This window comes from Arthrobacter sp. CMU6, from assembly GCF_059090205.1.
The window spans coordinates 150,307-172,693 of record NZ_JBNHFL010000006.1 but is presented as its reverse complement, the minus strand read 5'-3'; the positions used below and the strand labels follow the sequence as shown (position 1 = coordinate 172,693).

19 protein-coding genes are annotated in these 22,387 nt (G+C 68.2%); 12 read left to right on the top strand and 7 right to left on the bottom strand.

Annotation, left to right across the window (positions count from 1 at the left end; all coding sequences use genetic code 11):
• Nucleotides 1-14: 14 nt before the first annotated feature.
• Together AC5RWD_RS06390 and AC5RWD_RS06385 are read right to left on the bottom strand one after the other, a co-directional pair.
• A complete protein-coding gene (locus AC5RWD_RS06390) occupies nucleotides 15-1,415 on the bottom strand; it encodes a sensor histidine kinase (RefSeq protein ID WP_494019202.1) in 1,401 nt (466 codons plus the stop codon).
• Nucleotides 1,412-2,095: a response regulator transcription factor gene (locus tag AC5RWD_RS06385; RefSeq protein ID WP_494019201.1), complete on the bottom strand. Its 684-nt coding sequence runs from the start codon at nucleotides 2,093-2,095 to the stop codon at nucleotides 1,412-1,414. Before AC5RWD_RS06385 ends, AC5RWD_RS06390 begins: the two co-directional genes overlap by 4 nt.
• Before the next feature lie 365 nt (nucleotides 2,096-2,460).
• On the opposite strand from AC5RWD_RS06385, the gene AC5RWD_RS06380 reads away from it, so the two are divergent.
• From AC5RWD_RS06380 to AC5RWD_RS06360, 5 genes are all read left to right on the top strand, one after another.
• Nucleotides 2,461-3,582, top strand: a complete 1,122-nt coding sequence (locus AC5RWD_RS06380) for a PP2C family protein-serine/threonine phosphatase (RefSeq protein ID WP_494019200.1) — start codon at nucleotides 2,461-2,463, stop codon at nucleotides 3,580-3,582.
• Entirely contained in the window at nucleotides 3,579-5,582 is a 2,004-nt protein-coding gene (locus AC5RWD_RS06375) for a glycosyltransferase family 2 protein (RefSeq protein ID WP_494019199.1), read from the top strand. Before AC5RWD_RS06380 ends, AC5RWD_RS06375 begins: the two co-directional genes overlap by 4 nt.
• Nucleotides 5,572-5,904 (top strand): STAS domain-containing protein, encoded by a 333-nt coding sequence (locus AC5RWD_RS06370; RefSeq protein WP_494019198.1) that lies wholly within the window; start codon nucleotides 5,572-5,574, stop codon nucleotides 5,902-5,904. The genes AC5RWD_RS06375 and AC5RWD_RS06370 overlap by 11 nt, the downstream gene beginning before the upstream one ends.
• A complete protein-coding gene (locus AC5RWD_RS06365) occupies nucleotides 5,897-6,325 on the top strand; it encodes an ATP-binding protein (protein WP_494019197.1) in 429 nt (142 codons plus the stop codon). The genes AC5RWD_RS06370 and AC5RWD_RS06365 overlap by 8 nt, the downstream gene beginning before the upstream one ends.
• Nucleotides 6,326-6,453: 128 nt before the next feature.
• Nucleotides 6,454-7,761, top strand: a complete 1,308-nt coding sequence (locus AC5RWD_RS06360) for a glycoside hydrolase family 26 protein (RefSeq protein ID WP_494019196.1) — start codon at nucleotides 6,454-6,456, stop codon at nucleotides 7,759-7,761.
• A gap of 23 nt (nucleotides 7,762-7,784) precedes the next feature.
• On the opposite strand, the gene AC5RWD_RS06355 is transcribed toward AC5RWD_RS06360, so the two are convergent.
• Both AC5RWD_RS06355 and AC5RWD_RS06350 read right to left on the bottom strand, forming a co-directional pair.
• Nucleotides 7,785-10,259 carry an OpgC family protein gene (locus AC5RWD_RS06355; RefSeq protein ID WP_494019215.1) on the bottom strand — a complete coding sequence of 825 codons (2,475 nt, stop codon included), beginning with the start codon at nucleotides 10,257-10,259 and terminating at the stop codon, nucleotides 7,785-7,787.
• Between the two features lie 95 nt (nucleotides 10,260-10,354).
• Nucleotides 10,355-11,626 carry a GAF domain-containing sensor histidine kinase gene (locus AC5RWD_RS06350; protein ID WP_494019195.1) on the bottom strand — a complete coding sequence of 424 codons (1,272 nt, stop codon included), beginning with the start codon at nucleotides 11,624-11,626 and terminating at the stop codon, nucleotides 10,355-10,357.
• A gap of 259 nt (nucleotides 11,627-11,885) precedes the next feature.
• On the opposite strand from AC5RWD_RS06350, the gene uraD reads away from it, so the two are divergent.
• Genes uraD through purM form a run of 6 tightly spaced genes read left to right on the top strand, consistent with a single transcriptional unit; the run spans nucleotide 11,886 to nucleotide 17,045 of the window.
• Nucleotides 11,886-12,383, top strand: a complete 498-nt coding sequence (gene uraD, locus AC5RWD_RS06345) for a 2-oxo-4-hydroxy-4-carboxy-5-ureidoimidazoline decarboxylase (protein ID WP_494019194.1) — start codon at nucleotides 11,886-11,888, stop codon at nucleotides 12,381-12,383.
• On the top strand, nucleotides 12,380-12,718 hold the full coding sequence (gene uraH, locus AC5RWD_RS06340; protein ID WP_494019193.1) for a hydroxyisourate hydrolase: 339 nt from the start codon (nucleotides 12,380-12,382) through the stop codon (nucleotides 12,716-12,718). The genes uraD and uraH overlap by 4 nt, the downstream gene beginning before the upstream one ends.
• Nucleotides 12,719-12,729: 11 nt before the next feature.
• Nucleotides 12,730-13,587, top strand: a complete 858-nt coding sequence (locus AC5RWD_RS06335; RefSeq protein ID WP_494019192.1) for a fumarylacetoacetate hydrolase family protein — start codon at nucleotides 12,730-12,732, stop codon at nucleotides 13,585-13,587.
• Between the two features lie 46 nt (nucleotides 13,588-13,633).
• Nucleotides 13,634-14,101, top strand: coding sequence for a hypothetical protein (locus AC5RWD_RS06330; protein WP_494019191.1), 468 nt, complete (start codon nucleotides 13,634-13,636; stop codon nucleotides 14,099-14,101).
• Nucleotides 14,102-14,148: 47 nt separating this feature from the next.
• Nucleotides 14,149-15,885 (top strand): amidophosphoribosyltransferase, encoded by a 1,737-nt coding sequence (gene purF / locus AC5RWD_RS06325; RefSeq protein ID WP_494019190.1) that lies wholly within the window; start codon nucleotides 14,149-14,151, stop codon nucleotides 15,883-15,885.
• Nucleotides 15,882-17,045 (top strand): phosphoribosylformylglycinamidine cyclo-ligase, encoded by a 1,164-nt coding sequence (gene purM, locus AC5RWD_RS06320; RefSeq protein WP_494019189.1) that lies wholly within the window; start codon nucleotides 15,882-15,884, stop codon nucleotides 17,043-17,045. The genes purF and purM overlap by 4 nt, the downstream gene beginning before the upstream one ends.
• A 49-nt stretch (nucleotides 17,046-17,094) precedes the next feature.
• On the opposite strand, the gene AC5RWD_RS06315 is transcribed toward purM, so the two are convergent.
• Together AC5RWD_RS06315 and AC5RWD_RS06310 are read right to left on the bottom strand one after the other, a co-directional pair.
• Nucleotides 17,095-17,880, bottom strand: a complete 786-nt coding sequence (locus tag AC5RWD_RS06315) for a VOC family protein (protein WP_494019188.1) — start codon at nucleotides 17,878-17,880, stop codon at nucleotides 17,095-17,097.
• A 265-nt stretch (nucleotides 17,881-18,145) separates the two neighbouring features.
• On the bottom strand, nucleotides 18,146-18,379 hold the full coding sequence (locus AC5RWD_RS06310; protein ID WP_003803040.1) for a DUF3073 domain-containing protein: 234 nt from the start codon (nucleotides 18,377-18,379) through the stop codon (nucleotides 18,146-18,148).
• Between the two features lie 328 nt (nucleotides 18,380-18,707).
• Between AC5RWD_RS06310 and AC5RWD_RS06305 the strand changes: the two genes are divergently transcribed.
• Nucleotides 18,708-19,475 carry a septum formation family protein gene (locus AC5RWD_RS06305; protein ID WP_494019187.1) on the top strand — a complete coding sequence of 256 codons (768 nt, stop codon included), beginning with the start codon at nucleotides 18,708-18,710 and terminating at the stop codon, nucleotides 19,473-19,475.
• Nucleotides 19,476-19,517: 42 nt separating this feature from the next.
• Here the strand turns inward: AC5RWD_RS06305 and clpB are convergent, their stop codons facing one another.
• Entirely contained in the window at nucleotides 19,518-22,175 is a 2,658-nt protein-coding gene (gene clpB, locus AC5RWD_RS06300) for an ATP-dependent chaperone ClpB (RefSeq protein WP_494019186.1), read from the bottom strand.
• Nucleotides 22,176-22,387: the final 212 nt, after the last annotated feature.

Sequence of the window (22,387 nt, the reverse complement as noted above, 5' to 3'; positions counted from 1 at the left end):
TGGTCGTTTACCGGTCAGGGGTGCGAGGCGGCCCTGAATGTGACGCGGGCGTCCAGGCCCGGAGTGCCGGGCCTGGCGTCGAGGGACGCCGCCGCGCCGCTGGCCTCGGCGAGCTGCTGGACGATGGCCAGGCCCAGGCCGCTGCCCTCGGACGTCGACTGGCCGCGCCAAAAGCGGTTGAAGGCCCGGTGCCGGTCCTCCTCGGAAAGCCCGGGACCGTCGTCGAGCACGTGGAGCTCAAAGCCGCCGGCGGCACCGTCCGGGCAGACCACAAGGCGGATCTCCGAGTCCGGCGGCGCCACGGCCAGGGCGTTGTCGATGAGATTGTCGATGATCTGTTCCGCCGCGCCCGGCATGGCCACCACCCTCGCCTCAGGAACCGCATCCAGCACTGTCCGGACTCCGTTTTCCTCGGCCAGCGCCTCCCACTGCTCAACGCGGTTCCGGGCGATCTCGCTGAGGTCCACTTCCTCCCGGTCAACGTGCCGGCTGTCGGCCCGGCTCAGGAGGAGCAGGCCGTCAATGATGCGCTGCAGCCGGTACGTTTCCTCCAGCGAATCGGCCACCATGATGCGCGCGCCGTCGGGATCGCTGCCGACGGCGTCCACCGCGTTCTCCAGCCGCAGCCGCAGTCCCGTCAGCGGGGTGCGCAGCTGGTGGGATGCATCGCTGGCAAATCCCCGCTGCTGCTGCAGCAGGCGCTCCAGCCGGTCCGCCATCTGGTTGAAGGACCGGGCCAGGGTGCGCAGCTCCGGCGGGCCCTGCTCCTCCTCGGTGCGGGTGGCGAGGTTGCCCTCCGCCAGCAGTTCGGTGGCCTTCTGCAGCCGCTTGATCCGCCCGGTCACGGCGCCGGCCATCAGGTAGGCCAGCAGCCCGGCAAGCAGCACGGTGGTGCCTGCTACCGCCCACATCACCCTCAGCTGGCCGGACACGCGGTCCTCCACCACGGAGGCCGGGTAGGTCAGGCGCACCGCACCTGTGATGTTCTCGCCGCTGAGGACGGGAACCGTGACGTACACGAGATCGAAGCCCAGGGTGTCCGAATGCCGCTGGCCGGAGGTGATCCGGCCGGCGAGGGCGGCGGAAATTTCGGGGCGCGAAAGGTAAGAGGATCCGGTGGACGACTGGTCGTCGTCGGACGTTGCCACCGCGGTACCTGCGCGGTTCACCACCACCACACGGGCACCGCTGGCGCGGCCGTAATCGCGGACGGCGGCGGCAACGGTCCCGGGTTCCGGACCGCCGGTTTCGAGCAGCTGCCGCGCCCGCCCGCTGAGCAGGAAGGCGTCGCGTTCAAGGGAGGTCGCCAGCCGGTCGCGTTCCACCCGCACGAGGTAGCTGCCCAGCGGGATGTCCTGCACCAGCACCACCAGGAGCGTGATGGCCATGAACGCGCCGATCAGCCGCCATCTCATCCGGGTACATCCAGCCTGAATCCCACGCCGCGCACCGCCTCGATCCAGCGGGGATCGCCGAGTTTCTTCCGGATCGCGGCCACGTGCGCGTCCAGGGTCTTGGTGGTTCCGTACCAGGTGCCGTCCCACACCGCGCGGAGAATGTCGGTGCGCTGGCAGACGGCACCGGGGTCCTCCGCCAGGTAGTAGAGGAGCTCGAACTCCTTGGCGGTGAGGTGGATTTCGGCGCCGTCCACCATCACCCTGCGCGAACGCTGGTCGATGCTGAGCGTGCCGATGACCCGCATGCCGTCGGCCGGCGGAGCAGCCCCGGACTGCGGGTCGGCCGTGCGGCGCGCCACGGCGCGGATCCGTGCGATGAGTTCCCGCATTCCGAACGGCTTCACCAGATAGTCGTCCGCCCCGAGCTCCAGGGCCAGCACGCGGTCGATCTCCTCGTCGCGGGCACTGACAACGATGATTGGCGTACTGGTCAGAGACCGGATGGAGCGGCACACGTCCGTGCCGTCCATGTCCGGCAGCCCCAGATCAAGGAGCACGAAGTCAGGGCTGGAGGAGCGGACCTCGGCGAGCGCCCCTGCCCCGTCGGCGACGTGCCGGGCCTGGAACCCGGCCCGGGTGAGCCCTTCCAGCACGCCTGCGGCCACCGATTCGTCGTCTTCAACCACCAGGATCTGCATATCCGATTATCTTCCGGCCGGAACGGTGCCGCGGCGGATAGCCACGGCTTGAACAGCCTAGTTCTCCGAGCTTTGACAATTCTTGGGCCACCGAGGGCCCCGGCCACCCCCTCCGACACCACCACCCCTCTCTCACATCCCGCAAGAAAAACACCAACCCTGCCTCACCTCCTGCAGGAAAAACCCCAACCCTCCTGCACCGGGTGCGGAAGGGACGGCCAAAAGAGCGCGAATGGTGAGAGAGGACCGGAAGAACGCCGACGGAAAGTGAAGGAGCGTTGACACGGAGTTCACGCGGGCCGAACGGGCTGGACACGCTGCGCCTCCGGCGTGACAAGTCTGTAAAGACAGTAGTTAATAGAGGCATGTCTTCAACCCCTGAGCCGCGCCGCGCCGTCGTGATCGAGGATGACCCGGACATTCGGGGGCTGCTGGTCCGGGTCCTGACCAAGCAGGGCTTCGAGGTCACCGAAGCCGGTGCCGGTTTCCCTGGCATCGAGGCGGTGCGCAACACCAGGGCCGACCTTGTCACGCTGGACCTCAACCTTCCCGATCTGGACGGGCTGGAGGTCTGCAAGCGGCTGCGTGAGTTCTCGGACGCGTTCATCATCATGCTCACGGCCAGGGTGGATGAGCTGGACAAGCTCACCGGCCTGGACAACGGGGCGGACGACTACATCAACAAGCCCTTCAGTCCCCGTGAGTTCCAGTCGCGGATCAACGCGCTGTTCCGCCGCTCCCGCACGCCTGCCGCGGACGAAGCGGCCCAGAACGACCTCCGCCGCGCCGCCGAGGTGCAGCAAAGCCTGCTCCCCCGCGAGGAGGTCCGGCTGGACGGCTACGAGGTGGCGGGCGTGTTCCGCCCCTCGCGCAGCGTAGGCGGCGACTTCTATGACTGGTACCAGACCCCCGGCGGCCTCCACCTGACATTCGCCGACGCCATGGGCAAGGGCATGGGCGCCGCCCTCATCGCGGCCACCGCACGGGCAGTCATGCGCTCAGTCCGCCACGATCCGGACCTCGGAAATGCCTTTAACCTCGCCAGCCGCTCGATCGCGTCGGACCTGGACATCTCCGGGTCCTTCGTCACGCTGTTCCACGCCCGGCTGGACGCCGGTTCCGGAAAAGTCAGCTATGTCGACGCCGGCCACGGCCTGGCGATTCACCTCCAGGCAGACGGGGGCGCACAGCGGCTGCCGTCTGCCGGCCCTCCCGTCGGGGCCTGGGGTGATGCCAACTGGAGCGAAGCTGACCTGGAGCTGTCCCCCGGTGACTCGCTCGTCGTCGTCAGCGACGGCGTCCTTGATGTGTTTGGCTCCGTCGAGGAATTCACCGACGCCGTCCGCCAGTCGACGCACGGGCAGCCCACCGCCGAGGCGGCCTGCGCCGCCCTGCTCCGGCTGGCTCCGGCCGAGACCGCGGAGGACGACGTCACCGCGGTCATGGTGCGGCGCCTGGCAGGGACGGCCGGAACGGCTTTGGTGTGACGCGTTTCTGGACCCGGGTGGTGGTGCTCCTGACGGTGCTCCTGGGGATCAACTACATCGCGTGGCGGTGGCTGGCCTCGCTGAACTGGGAGGCCTGGTGGATCGCCGTGCCGCTCGTGGCCGCGGAGACCTACAGCCTCATCGACGTCATGCTGTTCGGCATGACCGTTTGGCGCCTGAAAATCCGCAAGGCCGCGCCGCCGCCTCCGGCCGGCGCCACGGTGGACGTCTTCATCACCACGTACAACGAGCCGCTGGACCTCGTGATGACCACGGCCCTCGCCGCGAGACGCATCCGGCATCCGCACAGCACCTGGATCCTCGACGACGGCGCCCGCCCCGAGATGCAACGCCTCGCCGAGGAGCACGGACTGGGATACGTCACCCGCAGCGCGGACTGGAAGAACATGCCCCGCCATGCGAAGGCGGGTAACCTCAACAACGCCCTGATGGTCACCGAGGGCGAGTTCCTGCTGATCCTCGACGCCGACCAGATCCCCGAGCCGGACATCCTCGACAAGACGCTGGGCTACTTCACCAACCCCAAGGTTGCGCTGGTGCAGACGCCGCAGTACTTCAGCAACGTCCCCGCCTCCGATCCCCTGGGCAGCCAGGCGCCGCTGTTCTACGGCCCCATCCAGCAGGGCAAGGACGGCTGGAACGCGGCCTTCTTCTGCGGCTCCAACGCCATCCTCCGCCGCGAGGCCCTCATGCAGCTGGGCCTGGTGGGGTACGTCAAGGAGACGGAAAAGAGCATCCGCCGCGCCCTCGCCGCATCCCAGTCAGCCATCCGCCAGGCACGGAAATCTGCCGATTCGGACAACCTGCTCGTGGCGCAGATGCTGGACGAGGTGGAGGCCGCCACCGCGGAGGCCCGGCGCCGGCTCGATGACGGCGAGTCCCTGAGCGAGATCACGTACCGTGTCCGCCGGAAGGTGGACCAGGCTGTCCAGGCGCTCGTCCAGGCCGACGTGTCCGCGCTGCAGGCAGACCTTGAGGAAATCGCGGCCATGGAACTGGCGCACGTGGGCGACTCCGGCGTGCCCGTGGTTGCCGACGACGCCGTGCAGCGCATGTCCGCCCGGGACTGGTCCCCGCTCGGTGCCATCGAATCAGTGCAGGCCGTGCTGGACGCCCTTTCCGTGGAACGCACCGGCGAAGCCCAGCCCGTCATGCCGCTGGCCACCATCTCCGTAACCGAGGACATGGCCACCGCCATGCGCATCCATGGCATGGGATGGGAGAGCGTCTACCACCACGAGGTCCTGGCCTACGGCCTTGCCCCGGAAGACCTTGCCACCATGCTGACGCAGCGCCTGCGCTGGGCCCAGGGCACCATCCAGGTGATGCTCCGTGAAAACCCGCTGGTTCAGCGCGGCCTGAAACTGGGCCAGCGGCTCATGTACTTCGCCACCATGTGGACCTACCTGAGCGGCTTCGCCGCGGTGATCTACTTTGCCGCCCCCATCGTCTACCTGCTGCTCGGGATCCTGCCGGTCACCAGCCTCAGCGCCGACTTCTTCATCCGGTTTATTCCGTTCATGGTGGTGAACCAGCTGCTGTTTGCCATCGCCGGCCGCGGCATTCCCACCTGGCGCGGGCAGCAGTACAGCCTTGCGCTGTTCCCCACCTGGATCAAGGCATGCACGACGGCGGCCCGGAACGTCTGGTTCGGACGTCCCCTTGGGTTTGCCGTCACCCCCAAGGACCGCCAGACGGGCGGGCCCAGCTGGAGCCTGATCAGACCGCAGATTGTGGTCTCGGTGCTGCTGGCCATTTCGTCGGTGGTGGGCATCGCGCGGCTTGCCGCCGGGATGTCGGAACCGATCGGTACGCTGGTCAACGTGGCCTGGGTGGTGTTCGACCTCGTGGTGATGAGCATCCTGGTCCGGGCCGTGCTGTACAAGGGTTTTGAGGTAGACGGCGCCGAAGTGGGTTCGGGTCCAGAGAACATTCCGGCAGAGGGTTTGATCGAAGAGAGGAAGACGGATGGATCTTAGTTACGAGGTCAAGGACTCGTACGCCGAAATCAAGGCCGCCGGCCGCCTGAACATGGTGTCAGCGCCCAAGCTGCGGGAGTTCGTGGCGGACGTTGTAGCCTCTGGATCCAGCCGGATCGTGGTGAACCTGGAGGACACCGCGTTCATGGATTCCTCGGGACTCGGAGCCCTCATCGGTTGCCTGAAGGCGGCCCGGCAGGCAGGCGGCGACCTCCGCATCGCCGCCGTCCAGCCGCAGGTGAAAATGGTCCTGGAACTGACCAGCATGGACCGCGTGCTCACGTCCTACGCCACCGCCGATGAGGCGTTCGGCGATGACTGACATCCTGGCCCGCCGCAGCTTCCGGAACGTGGCGACGCCTGAGGCCGTCGATGCCGTGCACGGCCAGCTGGACGACCTCTGGGAGGATGCCCCGTTCGTTCCCGACATGGACCGGATGACGTTCGCCACCGCCGTGATCGAGGCCGCCGCCAACGTGGTCCAGCACGCGGAGCCGGAATCGGCGGACCCGGTGGAACTGGGCGTGGAGATCTGCATCCGGCAGTCCAGTCTGCGGGCCGAGGTCAGCGCCTTCGGCGCGGCCAGCCCGGGGATCGACTACGCCGACCCCGCCATGCCCGGCGAGGACGCCGAGTCGGGACGCGGCCTGGCCCTGATCCGCGCACTGGTCACCACCGTGACGTTTACGCGGGAGGACGATACGAACACCTGGATCCTGTCGCGGGACCCCATCGGTTCCTGACCGCTCCTGCGTGCCAGTCGAAACGGCACGCAGCTTTCGGCATCGCGACCCGCTGAGCTGCGCAAATCTTTGGCTGAAACTGCGCTCTTGCAGCGCGTGCGCCCAGAAGTTGACGGTAATTTGAGCGGATGATCAGACTGCCCCGGTTACTTGCCACCGTCATCGCTGCCCTGTGCGTAGCCTTGCCAGGCGTAACGGCGGCCGGCACCGCAACGGCACAGGCCGCAACAGCCGCCATCAAACTCGACACCGGCTCCGGCCCCGCGGGTACCACCGTCACCGTGACCGGGACCGGCTTTCCCAGGAAGACCTCCGGAACGCTCAGCGCCGGGGCAAACAGCGTTCAGTTCGCGGCCAGCGCATCCGGCTACTTCACGGCTGCCGTTGTCATTCCGGACAGCGCCGATCCCGTGGTTCCGGTAACGGCAGTGTCCGGCAAGGTGATTGCATCGGCCCCGTTCACCCTGACGTACAGCTCCCCTTCCGCAGCCGATCCGGCTCCGGAGCTGACGCCGGCCTCCGCCCCAGCGGGAGGAAGCACCGCAACGTCACCGGCGCCGTCAGCGCCGCAGCCCAGCACAGCCCTCCTGCGGTTTGGGGTGGGTACGCCCGGCGGCCCGCTGGCCTCGGCGGAGCTCGACGAGGTGGCCGCGCTGGCCGGGGAAGCACCGTCGATCATCCTGTCCTACAAGGATTTCAACCAAATGCCGCCGCTGGCCGAGCTCGAGGCCGCCCGGAGCCGTGGTGCTGTTGTCCTGCTGACGTGGGAGCCGTGGGCCTGGGGCGCAGGCACCTCCCAGCCCGCCTACGCGCTGGACCGCATCACGGCAGGCGACTTCGATCCCTACCTGAGGCAGTGGGGGCAGGCACTGGCAAGCTGGGGCCATCCGGTGATGCTGCGCTTCGGCCACGAGATGAACGGCAACTGGTACCCGTGGTCCGAGCAGCTCAACGGGAACGGCCCGGGTGACTACGTTGCCGCCTGGCGGCACGTCCACGACGTCGTTTCCTCCACCGGCGCATCCAACATAACCTGGGTGTGGAACCCGAACGTTCCGTACTGGGGCTCCACTCCGTTGGACGCCCTCTACCCAGGCCCTTCCTATGTGGACGCGACGGCGCTCGACGGCTACAACTGGGGCACGTCGGCGTTATGGAGCACGTGGGTCTCGCCCTCCGGGCTGTTCGGGGACGGCCTTGCCCAGCTCCGGAACCTGGCTCCCGGCAAGCAGATCCTCATCGGCGAGACGTCCTCGGCAGAGCAGGGTGGCTCGAAGGCCGAATGGACGTCGTCCCTGGTGGGCTACCTGGCCGCCCAGGGAGATGTCAGTGCCCTGACCTGGTTCCACTTCAACAAGGAAACCGACTGGCGGATCAACAGCAGCACCGCCGCGACGGACGCCCTGCGCAACGCCCTGGCCGCCCGCCGGGGCTAGCCCGGCAGCACCGGTGAGCGCCGTCAGGTGGGGATGATGCGGAAGAGGAACCGGGTCCGGACCATGACCCAGAGCAGCGCCAGGACCACGGCGTAGGCGGCCGTGTTGAGCAGGACCCGGCCTTCCTGCAGGGCCGGGATGTTCGCGATGACGGCGATCAGGGCGACGTGGATGATGAAGACGTACAGCGTGGCCCGGCCCAGCGGGATCAGGAACCAGCCCAGGACCCCGTGGACGGGCTTCCAGTACGCCGTCAGCAGCGCATAGGCGGCAACCACGAGCACCAGGACGTTCAGCAGCCGTCCCACTCCGAGGTAGGTCCTGCCGAAGTAGGCATCGTACAGCGCACGGTACGACGTGTCCGGCAGGATGGCCACGCGGACGTCGAAGTTGTTGGCCAGGTACGGATTGCCCCAGGCCAGGAAGGCAAGGGCAGCGGCCAGCACGGTGCACAACATCACCACCCACGAATAGGCGGCGAGCCAGCCGATGATCCGGCGCCGGTGGTAGCCCGCCACCATGCCGGCAACGAACAGCACCTGCCACACCAGCAGCGGGAAGGAATCCTCGAACTCGGACGGCAGGAGCCGGATCCGGAAGATGGACCCGGCCGTGTACAGCGCGGTGGTGGCGGCCAGCACCCAGACGGCCTTTCCGTGCGACAGGGCCCAGAGGACCAGCGGGCTGGCCAGGAGCAGGATCACGTACAGGCCCATGACATTGAACTGCCAGGGGCCGAACTGCAGCAGCAGGATGCCGGGAATGACCTCCGGCGCCACCGGGAAGTGCAGCAGCGAATCCATTCCGGCGTACAGGTCGTAGGAGCGGCCCGCCCCGCCGCGTCCGGCCGCCCCCGTGCCCTGGTCCACGAAGGACGTCAGGGTGTCCGCGTTGATGCCGGGAACTAGGGAGATCAGGAACACCCCGATCAGCACCGTGAGCGCAGTGACATAGAGCTTGCCGGCGCGCTTGGTGGTGTGGTCAACCACGTCACCGAAACTGTCCTTCACGCGGGGGCCGAACACCATGCCCAGCACGAGCCCCGAAAAGAGGACAAACAGCTCCGCGCCCGAGACGAAGCCCACCGCTTCGTGGGTAAACAGCTGGAACAGCGAGGTCATGCCCACGTGGTTGACCACCACGAACACGATGGCGAGGCCGCGCAGGAAGTCCACGCGGGAATCACGGGTGGAGGGATCGCCGTATGCCCAACCGGCGGCCCGGGGCAGGAATCGCGGGAGCAGCCAAAGCAAGCAGACGACGGCGGCCAGGGCGCCCGCCGTCGTCCACGCGCCGATTCCGCCGAGGACTTTCCCCACGCCGCCGGAATCGGTGCCGGCCAGACCGCCGTGGGCGGTCACCGGACCGGTGACCAGCGCTGACTCCTTCAGCCGCGCGCCGGCGGCCTCTGCAATTCCGGGCTGGCCCGTCAGCCGCCAGTCGATGGCCGCCACCCCAGTGTCCCGGGTGCTGGTCCGCTCGTCCCAGACGACGGCTCCAATGTCACCGAACCGCGGGGATGACGCGGCGGCGAGCATCTGGTCCCACCAGGCCAGCTTGATCTCACCCTCCGCCGGGCCGCCGGTGGTGGAGCTGAAGAACGCGGCCGTCTGCAGCATCAGCGGCTTGCCGCGGCCCTGCACGTAGTCCGCGTAGAAGTTTTCGTAGCCGCCGCGGCCGTCACTGCCGGTCAGCATCCCGGTCAGCTCGCCGTCGGCCGGCAGGGTGTTGACGGCGGATCCACCGCCCGAATCGTCGTGGTAGGCGCCCAGGCCGGACCACTCCACGGCGTCGCCGCCGGGGTAGTACGGAGAGTAGGCGTCGTCCGTTCCGTCCCAGCGTCCGTCGCCGTTGGTGTCGAGCAGCTTAAAGCCGTCCGAGCCCGGGCCCGGCGCATTCCGGTTCCGCTGGAACGGGTAGTCGCGGCCCAGGAAGGGCTGCCAGACCATGACCGTGCCGGCGTCGTCAAGGGATTTGAACGCTGCCGCCACCGCCCGGAACGCCTTCGTGTAAGCCTCCGGCTGCTGGCCCCAGGACACCCAGCTGGTGTTCATGTCGGGCGCGAACCTGACGTACACGATGCCCTGGAACCCGGTGCTGAGCTGCTCCACTGTCCGCGCAAAGGCGGCTGCGTCATCGGCGGGCACCTGGTCAAGGGCCCGCGAGGGCTTGACCGTCAGCAGGGCGTGGGCTCCCTGCGAGTCGCTTTGCCTGAAGAATTCACGGATATGGACCTCTTCAGATTCCTGCAGCGGGAAGGCGATGTCGTGACCGAAGAGGGCCGGCACCGCCCCCAGGCGCTCCGCGAAACCGGCGGCGCTGTCCTCGCCCCATTCCAGTGCGGCGCCCAGGAGCGGCCCCTCGCCTGTGCCCGCCGTTTCCACGGTGCCCGACGCATTCACAGTGCCCGCATGCGCCACGGATGTACGCAAAGAGGCAGGGGCCGCCAGCGGGGGCGCCGCCGCGGCCGCTGCCGCCAGGCCCGCCGGCAACAGCATGGCCAGGAGCACCAGCACGGCGGCGGCAGCCGCGGCGAACCCGAAACTGAGGCGTGCACGGGGACGCCGGCTTTCGACGCTGCTCAAAGCGCTTTTCACGGTGCGGCAGGGAAGGTCAGCACCACGGTGGTTCCGCCGCCAGGCGTCTCCGTCAAGGTCAGGTCACCCCCGTGGGCCTGCGCGATCCGCCTGCAGGTGGCCAGGCCCAGCCCGGATCCCGGGCCATCCCCTTCCCTGTGCAGGCGGACCAGCGGCTCAAGCACCCGCTGCCGGTCCTCCGGACCGATTCCCTTGCCGTTGTCCGCGACCAGGACCGCGGTCCCGTGGTAGTTCGAGACTGCGCTGACCCGGATCTGCAGCGGACGTTCCGGGCTGCGGTAGTTCAGGGCGTTGGAGAGCAGATTCTGCAACAGGGTGCGCAGCTGGAGCGGATCGGCATGCAGCTGCGCGTCGTCCGAGTCCAGCGTCCCCCCGCTGCCAAACGGGATGCCCAGGTCCCGGGCCGCGTCCAGGACGGCGGTGCGGAGCGAGAGGGGCCGGGGATGCAGGGCACCGCCCACCTTCGAGTAGTCAAGGACGTCCTCGAGCATGGCCAGCATGCGGTGGCCGCTGGCGCCGATGAGGTTCAGGTACTCGGCGGCCGGATGCTCCGGCGGCATGTCCGGATCGTCCTCGCTCAGTTCCACGTACCCAAGAATCGTGGTCAGCGGGATGCGCAGGTCGTGGCTCACCCGGCCGGCGAATTCGCCCAGCTTGGCATTGCTCCGCCGCACCTCGTCCAGCGCCACATTCAGCTGCAGCGTCCGGTGCTGGAGTTCCAGCAGCTCCACGGCCTGCTGGGCGAGGAGCTCCAGCATGGCGATCTGCTCCGGCTCGGGGTTTGCCGGCGCATCGGAGAAAACGCACAGCGAGCCCAGCACGAAGCCGGAAGCGGTCTCCAGCGGCACCGTGGCGTAAAACCGGACGTTGGCGATCTCGCCGGTCACAAACGGATTGGTGGCAAAACGCGGGTCCTCTGACGCATCGTGGACCACGGTGGTCTCCCGGGTCAGGAAGACCCGGGCGCACATCGAGTCCTCACGGGAGCAGATGCCCGGCTCGACCCCCGACGCCGCGATCTGGCGCTGCTGGTCCGGGGTGATCACGTTCACCACGCCAAAGGGCACGTGGCACAGCTTGGCGGCCAGGTCCACGAGGTTGTCCAAGGCCGTCCGCGCAGCGGCGGCGTTGGCCGTGCTGCCGCGGGAACTTCCGCCTGGGGGCGGGGCCGTCGTGCCCTCCTGGCCGGAAAGCAACCCGTATGCCTGCAGCGCGGCCTGCCGGTCAATGTCCTGCTCCGGGAGCGTCCGAGCGCTGGTGCCTTTCATCCGTCCCCTATCACCACGCGGGACTCCGACCCAGCGTCAAGTCCCCCCGCCGCCGATACTATCCGGCCCAGCCCGGCCCCTGCTGTAGTCTCTTGACACCGGCGGACGTGCTCGGCTTCACTATTACGTATGCTGAAATAACAGTTCCATGATGCGGAACTCGCCTGTCCCGATCGCGGGGAAGGCGATCACCGGGAGAGGACCCGGACCTCCGCATAGCCGTCACCATGGATGCCAGCAACTGTTTGAGGATCACAACGTGAAGCTTGCCGAATTCAATGCCGCGGACAGGGACGCCGCCAGCGCAGTCCTGCGCCCCTGCATCGACGTCCCGCGCTGGGTGGACCAGATCGCCGAGGCGCGCCCGTTCGCCTCTGTCCGGGATCTCCTCGATGGAGCCCGGGCCGCCGCCGCCCCGTTTACCCGGGAGGAGGTGGAAGGTGCCATGGCACATCACCCGCGGATCGGCGAACGCCCCGCCGCGCAGACCACAGAGGCCGCCATGTCCCGCTCCGAACAGGCCGGCGTGGACCCGGCGGACACGGAGGTGGCCGACGCCCTGGCGCGCGGCAACCGCGTGTACGAGGAAAAGTTCGGCCGGGTCTTCCTGATCCGCGCCGCCGGGCGCACCGCCCCCGAAATTTTGGCAGCGCTGAACGAGCGCCTGGCCAATACACCGGAGCAGGAAGACGTCATTGTTGCGCAGCAGCTGCGGGAAATCGCCCTGCTGCGCCTGGAAGGAGTGATCAGCGAATGAGCGTTTCCCACGTGACAACCCACGTCCTGGACACGGGCGCCGGGCGCCCGGCCGCGGGTATCGCCGTCGTGCTTTACGCGAACGACGGCGGCAGTTGGACAGAGCTGGGCAGCGGCACCACCGATGCGGACGGCCGCGCGAAGGACCTGGGACCGGAGGTCCTGGCCCCCGGGAACTACCGGCTCAACTTCGCCACCGGCGACTACTACGCCCAGCAGGGCGGCGCTACGTTCTTCCCGGAGGTGGACCTGGTCTTCGAGGTCACCGGCACCGAGCACTACCACGTGCCGCTGCTGCTGAGCCCGTTCGCCTACTCCACCTACCGCGGCAGCTGAAAGGAGACAGCATGCGGCTGATGCGCATTGGCCCGGCGGGCCAGGAGGTTCCGGTGATCGTCGACGGTGACGGCCAGGCCTATGACCTGCGGCCTGTCACCCAGGACATTGACGGGGACTTCCTGCAGACCTGGACCGGCCGGCTGGCGGACCTGGACCTGACCGGACTCCCCCGGGTGGCCCTCGACGGCAAACGGATCGGCGCGCCGGTCGCCAGGCCCGGCGCTGTGATCGGCGTGGGGCTGAACTACGCCGCGCACGCCGCAGAATCCGGCCTGCCGGTGCCCGAGCGTCCCATCATCTTCTTCAAGCACCCCAACACCGTGGTGGGCCCCGACGACGACGTCGCCATCCCGCCCGGGGCGCAGCGGGTGGACTGGGAGGTGGAGCTGGGCGTGGTCATCGGCCGGCGCGCCAGCTACCTGGCATCCGACGCCGAGGCAGCGGACTGCATCGCCGGCTACGTCCTGTCCAACGACGTCTCCGAGCGCGAGTACCAGCTGGAGCACTCAGGGCCGCAGTGGTCCCTCGGCAAGTCGTGTCCTACCTTCAACCCGGTGGGGCCCTGGCTGGTGGCCGCCGCTGCAGTACAGGCAGACGATATCCGCCTCGCCTCCTGGGTCAACGACGAGGTTCGGCAGGACAGCTCGACGGCGGACATGGTCTTCGGACCGGCCGAACTGGTCCGCCGTCTCTCGCAGTACATGGTGCTCGAACCCGGCGATCTCATCACCACCGGCACCCCGGAGGGCGTGGCACTGTCCGGCCGCTTCCCGTACCTGAAAGCCGGGGACGTCATGCGGATGTCCGGCGGGGACCTCCTGGGCGAACAACGCCAGCGCCTGGTGCCGGCCGGGCCGCAGGACTGAACCCGCGGGGCGGGCTGGCGGCGTGGATGACAGTAGGCTAGATGGCATGTCTTCCGACCAGCCCACCCCCGAGCGCCAAATTCCCGAACGGCGCGAGATCACCGTCCGGCGCGCCCCCAAGTATGTCCCCTTCCTGGTCCTGGGCGGGCTGGCGGGGTTCGCCGCGGCGGCGGTCATTGCGTACGCCCTGCCGGGCGATGCCAGCTACGACCGCGGCGCCGTGTACGGCTTCTTCATGGTGCCGTGCGCCGCGGCCGGTGTGATTCTCGGCGCAATCGCCGCCCTGGTGCTGGACCGGGCCAGCGTGCGCCGTGCCCGCCGCGGCGTCGTCGAAGCCGTGCCTGAAGAGGAACTCTCCACCGGCGGCACTCAGCCAGGAACGCACCCAGAGACGCAGGCAGGCGCGGCGCCAGCCACGGATCCGGCCACAGAAGCGGGCACGGCAGCGGGCACCGAACCCGGGACTGCCCCGGAGCGGGCCACGGACGACGGCGGGCCCGGCCAGCGGTCATAATCCGGCGGCCGGAATTTCCCTACCCCATGACGTGAGATAATCGACCAGTGGCACGCGGCGATGGAAAACTTTCTCATGATCTTCTCCCTGGCGAAAAAGGCCCGATGGACGCTTGCGGCGTCTTCGGGGTCTGGGCACCAGGTGAAGAAGTAGCAAAACTTACCTACTACGGGCTGTACGCGCTGCAGCACCGCGGTCAGGAGTCGGCTGGTATAGCCACCAGCGACGGCAAGCGGATCAACGTCTACAAGGACATGGGCCTCGTGTCCCAGGTCTTCGACGAGACCACGCTGAACACCCTGACCGGGCACCTGGCCGTCGGCCACTGCCGCTACTCCACCACCGGAGCCAGCCACTGGGCCAACGCGCAGCCCACGCTGGGCGCTACCGCCACCGGCACGGTGGCCCTGGCGCACAACGGCAACCTCACCAACACGGCCGAACTCAACGCCATGATCCATGAGCGCAACGGCGGCCAGCTCAGCGGTGAAATGAAGCAGGGCAACACCTCCGACACCGCCCTGGTGACGGCGCTGCTGGAAGGCGAAGAGGGCAAGTCCCTTGAGCAGACCGCCCTCGAACTGCTTCCCAAGATCCGCGGCGGCTTCTGCTTCGTCTTCATGGACGAGGGCACGCTTTACGCAGCCCGCGACACCTTCGGCATCCGGCCGCTCTGCCTGGGCCGGCTGGAGCGCGGCTGGGTGGTCGCTTCCGAGCAGTCCGCCCTCGCCACCGTTGGCGCCAGCTTCATCCGGGAGATCGAGCCCGGCGAGTTCATCGCCATCGATGAACAGGGCGTGCGGTCCAGCCGCTTCGCGGACGCGACGCCGGCCGGCTGCGTTTTCGAATACGTCTACCTCGCGCGTCCCGACGCCGCCATCGCCGGACGCTCCGTCTACGAATCCCGCGTGGAGATGGGCCGCCAGCTGGCCCGCGAGAACACCCAGACCGCTGACATCGTCATCCCGGTCCCCGAATCCGGCACCCCCGCGGCCGTGGGCTACGCCGAGGAATCAGGCATCCCGTTCGCGCACGGCTTCGTCAAGAACTCCTACGTGGGCCGCACGTTTATCCAGCCGTCGCAGACGCTGCGCCAGCTGGGCATCCGGCTGAAGCTCAACGCCCTGGAGTCCGTGATCCGCGGCAAGCGTGTGGTGGTGGTGGATGACTCGATCGTCCGCGGCAACACCCAGCGCGCCATCGTCCGGATGCTTCGCGAAGCCGGCGCCGCCGCCGTCCACGTCAAGATTTCCTCCCCGCCGGTCCAGTGGCCCTGCTTCTACGGCATCGACTTCGCCTCCCGGGCAGAGCTCATCGCCAACGGCGCCACCATCGAGGAGATCTCCCAGGCCATCGGTGCCGATTCGCTGGCGTACATTTCCGAAGACGGCATGATTGGCGCCACCCAGCAGCCCCGCGAACGGCTCTGCACGGCATGCTTCACGGGCAAGTACCCGATTGAGCTGCCCGGCGCCGACAAGCTCGGCAAGAACCTGCTGGAGCGCACGGACCTTGGCGGCCTGCCTGCCTCCTCCGGCGCTGCCCCCGCCGCCGGTTCCGCAGCGGACGCCGCCGCCGAGGCCGCCATCGAACCGGCTACCGCCAGCCCCGGCAACCCTGACAGCATCCCGGTGACCGAGGACCCCGCGGAAAAGCCGGGTGCCACGGGCTGTGACCCGGGACCGGACTCCGAATTCGAGAACCTGCTCACCGACGCCGACCGCGTGCCCGATCTCCACCACGACGCTGCGACCGTCGGCGCTGACAAGAAAGAGTCCCTATGACTTCCGCCTCCTCCACTGCTGACATGAATGCTGCCCAGAACAACACCGGCATCACCTACGCGGCCGCCGGTGTGGACGTCGAGGCCGGCGACCGCGCCGTCGAGCTCATGAAGGACGCCGTCAAGGCGACCCACAACGCATCGGTGATTGGCGGCGTCGGCGGTTTCGCAGGCCTGTACGACGTCTCCAGGCTCCTCACCTACAAGAAGCCACTGCTCGCCACGTCCACGGACGGCGTGGGCACCAAGGTGGCCATCGCCCAGGCCATGGACATCCACGACACCATCGGCTACGACCTCGTGGGCATGGTGGTCGACGACATCGTGGTGGTGGGGGCCGAACCGCTGTACATGACCGACTACATCGCCTGCGGCAAGGTGGTTCCGGAGCGCATCGCGGACATCGTGCGCGGCATCGCTGCCGCCTGCTCCGTGGCCGGCACCGCGCTGGTGGGCGGCGAAACCGCCGAACACCCCGGCCTGCTGGGCGAACACGAGTACGACGTCGCGGGCGCCGCCACCGGCGTTGTGGAAGCCGACGCACTGCTCGGACCGGACCGCGTCCGGGCCGGCGACGTGGTGATCGGCATGGCGTCCTCCGGCCTGCACTCCAACGGCTACTCACTGGTTCGGCGCGTCATCAACCACGCCGGCTGGGCCCTGGACCGCCAGGTCTCCGAGCTCGGCCGCACGTTGGGCGAGGAACTGCTGGAACCCACTCGCGTCTACGCCGCCGACTGCCTGGACCTCGCACGGGCCTTCCCCGTCACCGCGGACAAGGCGGTGCACGGCTTCAGCCACGTCACCGGCGGCGGCCTGGCAGCCAACCTGGCCCGCGTGCTGCCGCAGGGCCTCGTGGCCACCGTCGACCGCTCCACCTGGGAGCTGCCCGCCATCTTCAAGCTCGTCTCGGAGCTGGGCCGTGTCCCGCTGCCCGACCTGGAGCGCACGCTGAACCTGGGCGTCGGCATGGTGGCCGTGGTGTCTGCCGACGCTGCGGACGCCGCCGTGGCCCGCCTGAACGAGCGCGGCCTGCCGTCCTGGATCATGGGTGCCGTCAGTGCCGATTCCGACGCCGTGGTCAAGGCCGGTCCGGACTACGTGCAGGGTGCCAAGGGCGTGGACGGCGGCGCAGTCCAGCTGGTCAACGCCTACGCTTAAACAAGTCAGCCGAGTGCTCCCCCCGGGCTGGTGGGGAGCACTCGGCTATTTAAACCTGCAGGACGCTGAACACGCCGCCCTGGGGATCCTTTAGGGTGGCGATGGTGCCGCCGTCCTCGTCGAACTCCGGCTCCACCAGCACCTCGGCTCCGGCAGAGACGGCCGACAGCACCGCTTCCTTAACGCTGGAGACGCCGAAGTAGACCTGCCACCCGCTGGTGCCGTCGTCGCCGTCCCCGCCCTCGTCCGGAGCGGCGGCGATGCCCGCCACCTCCGCGCCGTTCACCGTCAGCGTGGTATAGGTTCCGCCGTCGTCCTGGGGGTATTCGGTCACCCCGTGCCCGAACAGCTGCTGGAAGAATCCGACGGCGGCCTGCGGCTCCGACGTGATCAGTTCGGCCCAGGCGAACGCACCGGGCTCGTTGTACCGCCTGCTGCCCGGGTGGGTACCGGCCTGCCAGACGCCGGTGGCCCCGCCGCCCGGCGGCTCCACGAACACCATGGTTCCGGTGTCCCCGATGTCCTCCGGCCCGAACTGCACCGTACCGCCGGCGTGCTCGGCTTCCTCCGCGGTGGACCGGGCGTCATCCGTGGCGAAGTAGACGTTCCACTGCGCGGGCCGTTCTGGATGACCCTGCTGCGGCTGCGGTGCCACCGCGGCGACGAGGTCATCATCCAGGAAGGCCTTCGCGTAGCTGCGGCCGTCCGGAGTCGGCAGGTCCTCGTAGCGCCACCCGAACACGGCGGCGTAGAAGGCCTTGGCGGCAGCCACGTCCGGCGCCTGGACGTCCGCCCAGCAGAGCTCTCCGAGGCTGTACCCGCTGCGCTGAACCATGCGTGCGAACCTTTCGTTGGCTGAGTTGCCTCCAGCCTAGTTCCCCTTGGATACAAAAAGGCCCGTTTGGGCACGCCAAAGACTGGCGTGCCCAAACGGGTCTGATGACTGTGGCGGCACCGGACTTCCCTTGCGGCCAAGACTCTGGCTATGACCGGTTTTCCGGGTCAGGCAGGGAAACAGGCAACCCGAATGCGGGATATACCCAGGAGGTGCACGACGGCGGCGTTCAGCCAATTGCCTTTCGGCAGTTCAGCGGGAACGACTAACCGATACGACGGCTGTCTACCTCGTCGTCGTCTTCATCCAAATCGTCCGCGTACTTATCCACGTAGGCTGAATAGTCCGGCTCGACCGGTTCATTCGCGAAATGGCTCGTGGCACGACTTCCCGGACCCGTGAGCTCGCGCTGTAGGGCCGAATAATCGGTGTTCGGGGAGTAGTACTTGATGTCCCGAGCCTGCTTGGTAGCTTTTGCCTTTTGACGGCCGCGCCCCATGGCGTGACCCCCTTTTGTACTTGGACCGGAGGTGGTCACCTTTGGCGATCGGTGAGGCCCCGGAATGTTTGGTCAATTTGTCGTACCCCTAGATTACATGCTTTCGGCGGCATCTGCTTGCCACGCGGGCCTCCGGAGGCCGCCGCAGCCCGCTTCTCCGCGGCAATCCGGGGCTCGCAGAGATTTTTTGTTCGATAGAGTCTCCTGAACGACTGAATTAAGCGGGCATGGGAATCCGGCAACGGGGCCGCCATGGCCACACCGCCGAAACGCATTTATGCCGGATCCCCTCCGCCGAGGGAACGCCAGGAAGGGGTGCCGCCCCCATATGAACAGCAACGATCCCAGCCGCGACGGGGAACGCGGGCCGGTCCGCTCCGTCGCCGTGCAGCCCGAGCCCGCTGAGCCCAGACCAGCCGGCCTCGAGCCGGCGGAAACGGCACGGCCGGAACCGCTTGAGCCCAGGCCGGCAAGGCCGGAACCAGCCGGGCGGAAACAAGCCCAGCCCGTGGCTGCCCAGTTCAAAAGCCTGCCCGGCTCGATCCGTTCCCGGCTCGTGCAGACGGAGGTCCGGCAAACCCTGCTCAAGGCCGGCTTTGTCGCCGCGCTGCTTGTTGTGGGCGGCCTGCTCGTGTGGCTGCTGACGTCACTCCTCGCCAACGCCACCATGCAGGCGGCCAACCGGCCCGAGGCAGCCGCGGCGGAGCCCTCCCCCGCCGCGCCGGCGGCGTCGCCCCGGCCCAGCCTGCCCCTGACCAACGTGAGCCCGTTGGACTTCCGGGTTGGCGACTGCTTCAAGGACTTCGACCCTGAGGCTTCCAAATCCACAGTGGTTGCGTGCACCGCCGACCATTCCGCCCAGCTGGTGGCGGTCACGCATTACGCCGACGGCGACGCGTACCCGGGCCGGGAAGCCCTGAAGACCAGGGCCAGGGAGACATGCCAGACGGCGGCCCTGACGGAGAAGTCCAATGCCTACAACCTGAACTACCGCCTCGCCTACCCCAGCACGGCGAGCTGGGCCAAGGGCGACCGCCGCGTGGACTGCTACGTCACTGCGTCAGGCAACATCATCAAGGCAAGCCTGCTCCCGTAGCCCTGGTCCCCTGGCCCTGCTCCCTCAGCCGGGTCTCCTGGCTTAGTCCCGGCGGCGGACCGTGAGGCCGCTGCCCAGGAGTGCGCCGCCGTCGGGCCGGGAGAGTGCTTCCAGGCCCTCGACGGTGAGCTCCCCAAGGTCCGCGGCGGTATCCACCAGGACCGTGTCGCCGTCTGAGATTTCACCGGCGAGGATGGCCTTGGCCAGCCGGTCGCCGATCTCGCGCTGCACGAGGCGGCGCAGCGGCCGGGCGCCGTATGCCGCGTCGAAGCCGGACATTGCCAGCCAGGCGCGGGCGCCTTCTGTGACCTCGAGCGAGAGGCGCCGCTCGTGCAGGCGCTTGGCCAGCTCCGCCACCTGCAGCTCCACAATGCGGGCGAGCTCCTCGACGGACAGCGGATCGAACAGCACCACCTCGTCCAGCCGGTTCAGGAACTCCGGCTTGAAGGAGGCGTTCACCGTGGCCATGACCGCGTTGCGCTTGGCGTTCGCATCCAGCGTCGGGTCAACAAGGAACTGGCTGCCCAGGTTGGAGGTGAGCACCAGGATCACGTTGCGGAAGTCCACGGTGCGGCCCTGGCCGTCGGTGAGGCGGCCGTCGTCGAGCACCTGCAGCAGGATGTCGAACACCTCGGGGTGGGCCTTCTCCACCTCGTCCAGCAGCACCACGGAGTACGGCCGGCGGCGGACGGCCTCGGTCAGCTGGCCGCCCTCCTCGTAACCGACGTAGCCGGGAGGGGCGCCGACGAGGCGCGCCACGGAGTGTTTCTCGCTGTACTCGGACATGTCGATCCGCACCATGGCGCGTTCGTCGTCGAACAGGAAGTCCGCGAGCGCCTTGGCGAGCTCGGTCTTGCCGACGCCGGTGGGGCCGAGGAACAGGAAGGAGCCGGTGGGCCGGTTCGGGTCGCTGATGCCGGCCCGGGCACGGCGCACGGCGTCGGACACGGCCGTGACGGCCTTGGACTGGCCGATCAGCCGCTTGCCCAGTTCCTCCTCCATGTGCAGCAGCTTCTGGCTTTCGCCCTGCAGCATGCGGCCGGCCGGAATGCCGGTCCACGCCGCGATGACCTCGGCGATGTCAGTGGCGGTGACTTCCTCGGCCACCATCAGCGCGGACTTGTCGGCGACGGCGGCCTCCGCCTCGGCGGCGGCGTTCAGTTCGCGCTCCAGCGCCGGGATTTCTCCATAAAGGATCCGCGACGCCGTCTCCAGGTCCCCCTCGCGCTGCGCCTTGTCCGCCGTGGACCGCAGCTCATCCAGCTTTGCCTTCAGGTCGCCCACGCGGTTCAGGCCCGCCTTCTCCGCCTCCCAGCGGGCGTTCAGGCCGGCCAGCTGCTCCTTCTTGTCCGCCATGTCCGCCCGCAAGGCAGCGAGCCGCTCAACGGACGCGGCGTCCGTCTCGCCCTGCAGGGCGAGCTCCTCCATGGTGAGCCGGTCGACGGAGCGCCGCAGCTGGTCGATTTCTTCGGGGGCGGAGTCGATCTCCATCCGCAGCCGGGAGGCGGCCTCGTCCACGAGGTCGATCGCCTTGTCCGGCAGCTGCCGGCCGGAAATGTAGCGGTTGGACAGTGTCGCGGCAGCGACCAGCGCAGAGTCGGCAATGGCGACCTTGTGGTGGGCCTCGTACCGCTCCTTCAGTCCGCGGAGGATGCCGATGGTGTCGTCCACGCTGGGCTCACCGACGTACACCTGCTGGAAGCGCCGCTCCAGGGCGGGGTCCTTCTCGATGTTCTCGCGGTACTCGTCGAGGGTGGTGGCGCCGATCAGCCGGAGCTCGCCCCGGGCCAGCATCGGCTTGAGCATGTTACCGGCGTCCATGGCACTTTCGCCGCTGGCACCGGCCCCCACCACGGTATGCAGCTCATCGATGAACGTGACGATCCGGCCTTCGGAGTTCTTAATCTCCTCAAGGACGGCCTTGAGCCGCTCCTCAAACTCGCCGCGGTACTTGGCACCGGCCACCATGGAGGCCAGGTCCAGGGCGATCAGGGTTTTGCCCCGAAGGCTCTCCGGCACGTCGCCGGCAACCATCCGCTGGGCCAGGCCCTCCACAACGGCGGTCTTGCCGACGCCCGGTTCGCCAATCAGCACGGGGTTGTTCTTGGTCCGGCGGCTGAGCACCTGCACGACGCGCCGGATTTCACTGTCACGGCCAATGACCGGATCGAGCTTCCCGGAACGCGCCACCGCGGTGAGGTCGGTGCCGAACTTCTCGAGGGCTTGGAAAGTGTTTTCGGGATCGGGAGAGTTGACCTTGCGGTCGCCGCGGACACCCGGAAGTGCAGCGGCCAGCGCCTCGTGGGACGCGCCGGCGTCGCGCAGCAGCCTGCCTACGCCGTCACTCCCGGCCGAGAGCCCCAGCAGCAGGTGCTCGGTGGAGACGAAGGAATCACCCAGCTTGTCTGCCTCGCTTTGGGCGTTCTGGATCGCCTGCAGGGAAGGCCGCGACAGCTGGGCCTGCTGGACCGAGCTTCCGGATGTGGCGGGCAGTGCCTTGATGGCGGTACTGGCCTGGACGCTGACAGCGTCCGGGTCCGCTCCAGTGGCGCGGAGGAGTGCGACGGCGACACCCTCCCGCTGATCCATCAGTGCCTTGAGCAGGTGGGCGGGTTCCACCTGCGGATTCCCGGCCGTGGAGGCGTTCATGGCGGCAGCCGAAAGAGCCTCCTGGCTCTTGGTGGTGAATTTGACGTCCAAAGAGAGCTCCTTTCGAAGACGGTTAGCTAACTTGAGTCTACTACGCTCAACTTTGCTTTTTTGGGTCTTCAAGCCAAGTTTTCCCACAGCGAAACTCCCACCGGTGGCCGGGCGAATTTTCCGTGAACGGTGGTCCTTGAACTGTATCCCCGCAGGCCGAATCCCCCTAGGATCGATCTGTGGCTGCGAGGGTCATGCCCTGGGGGCGCCGG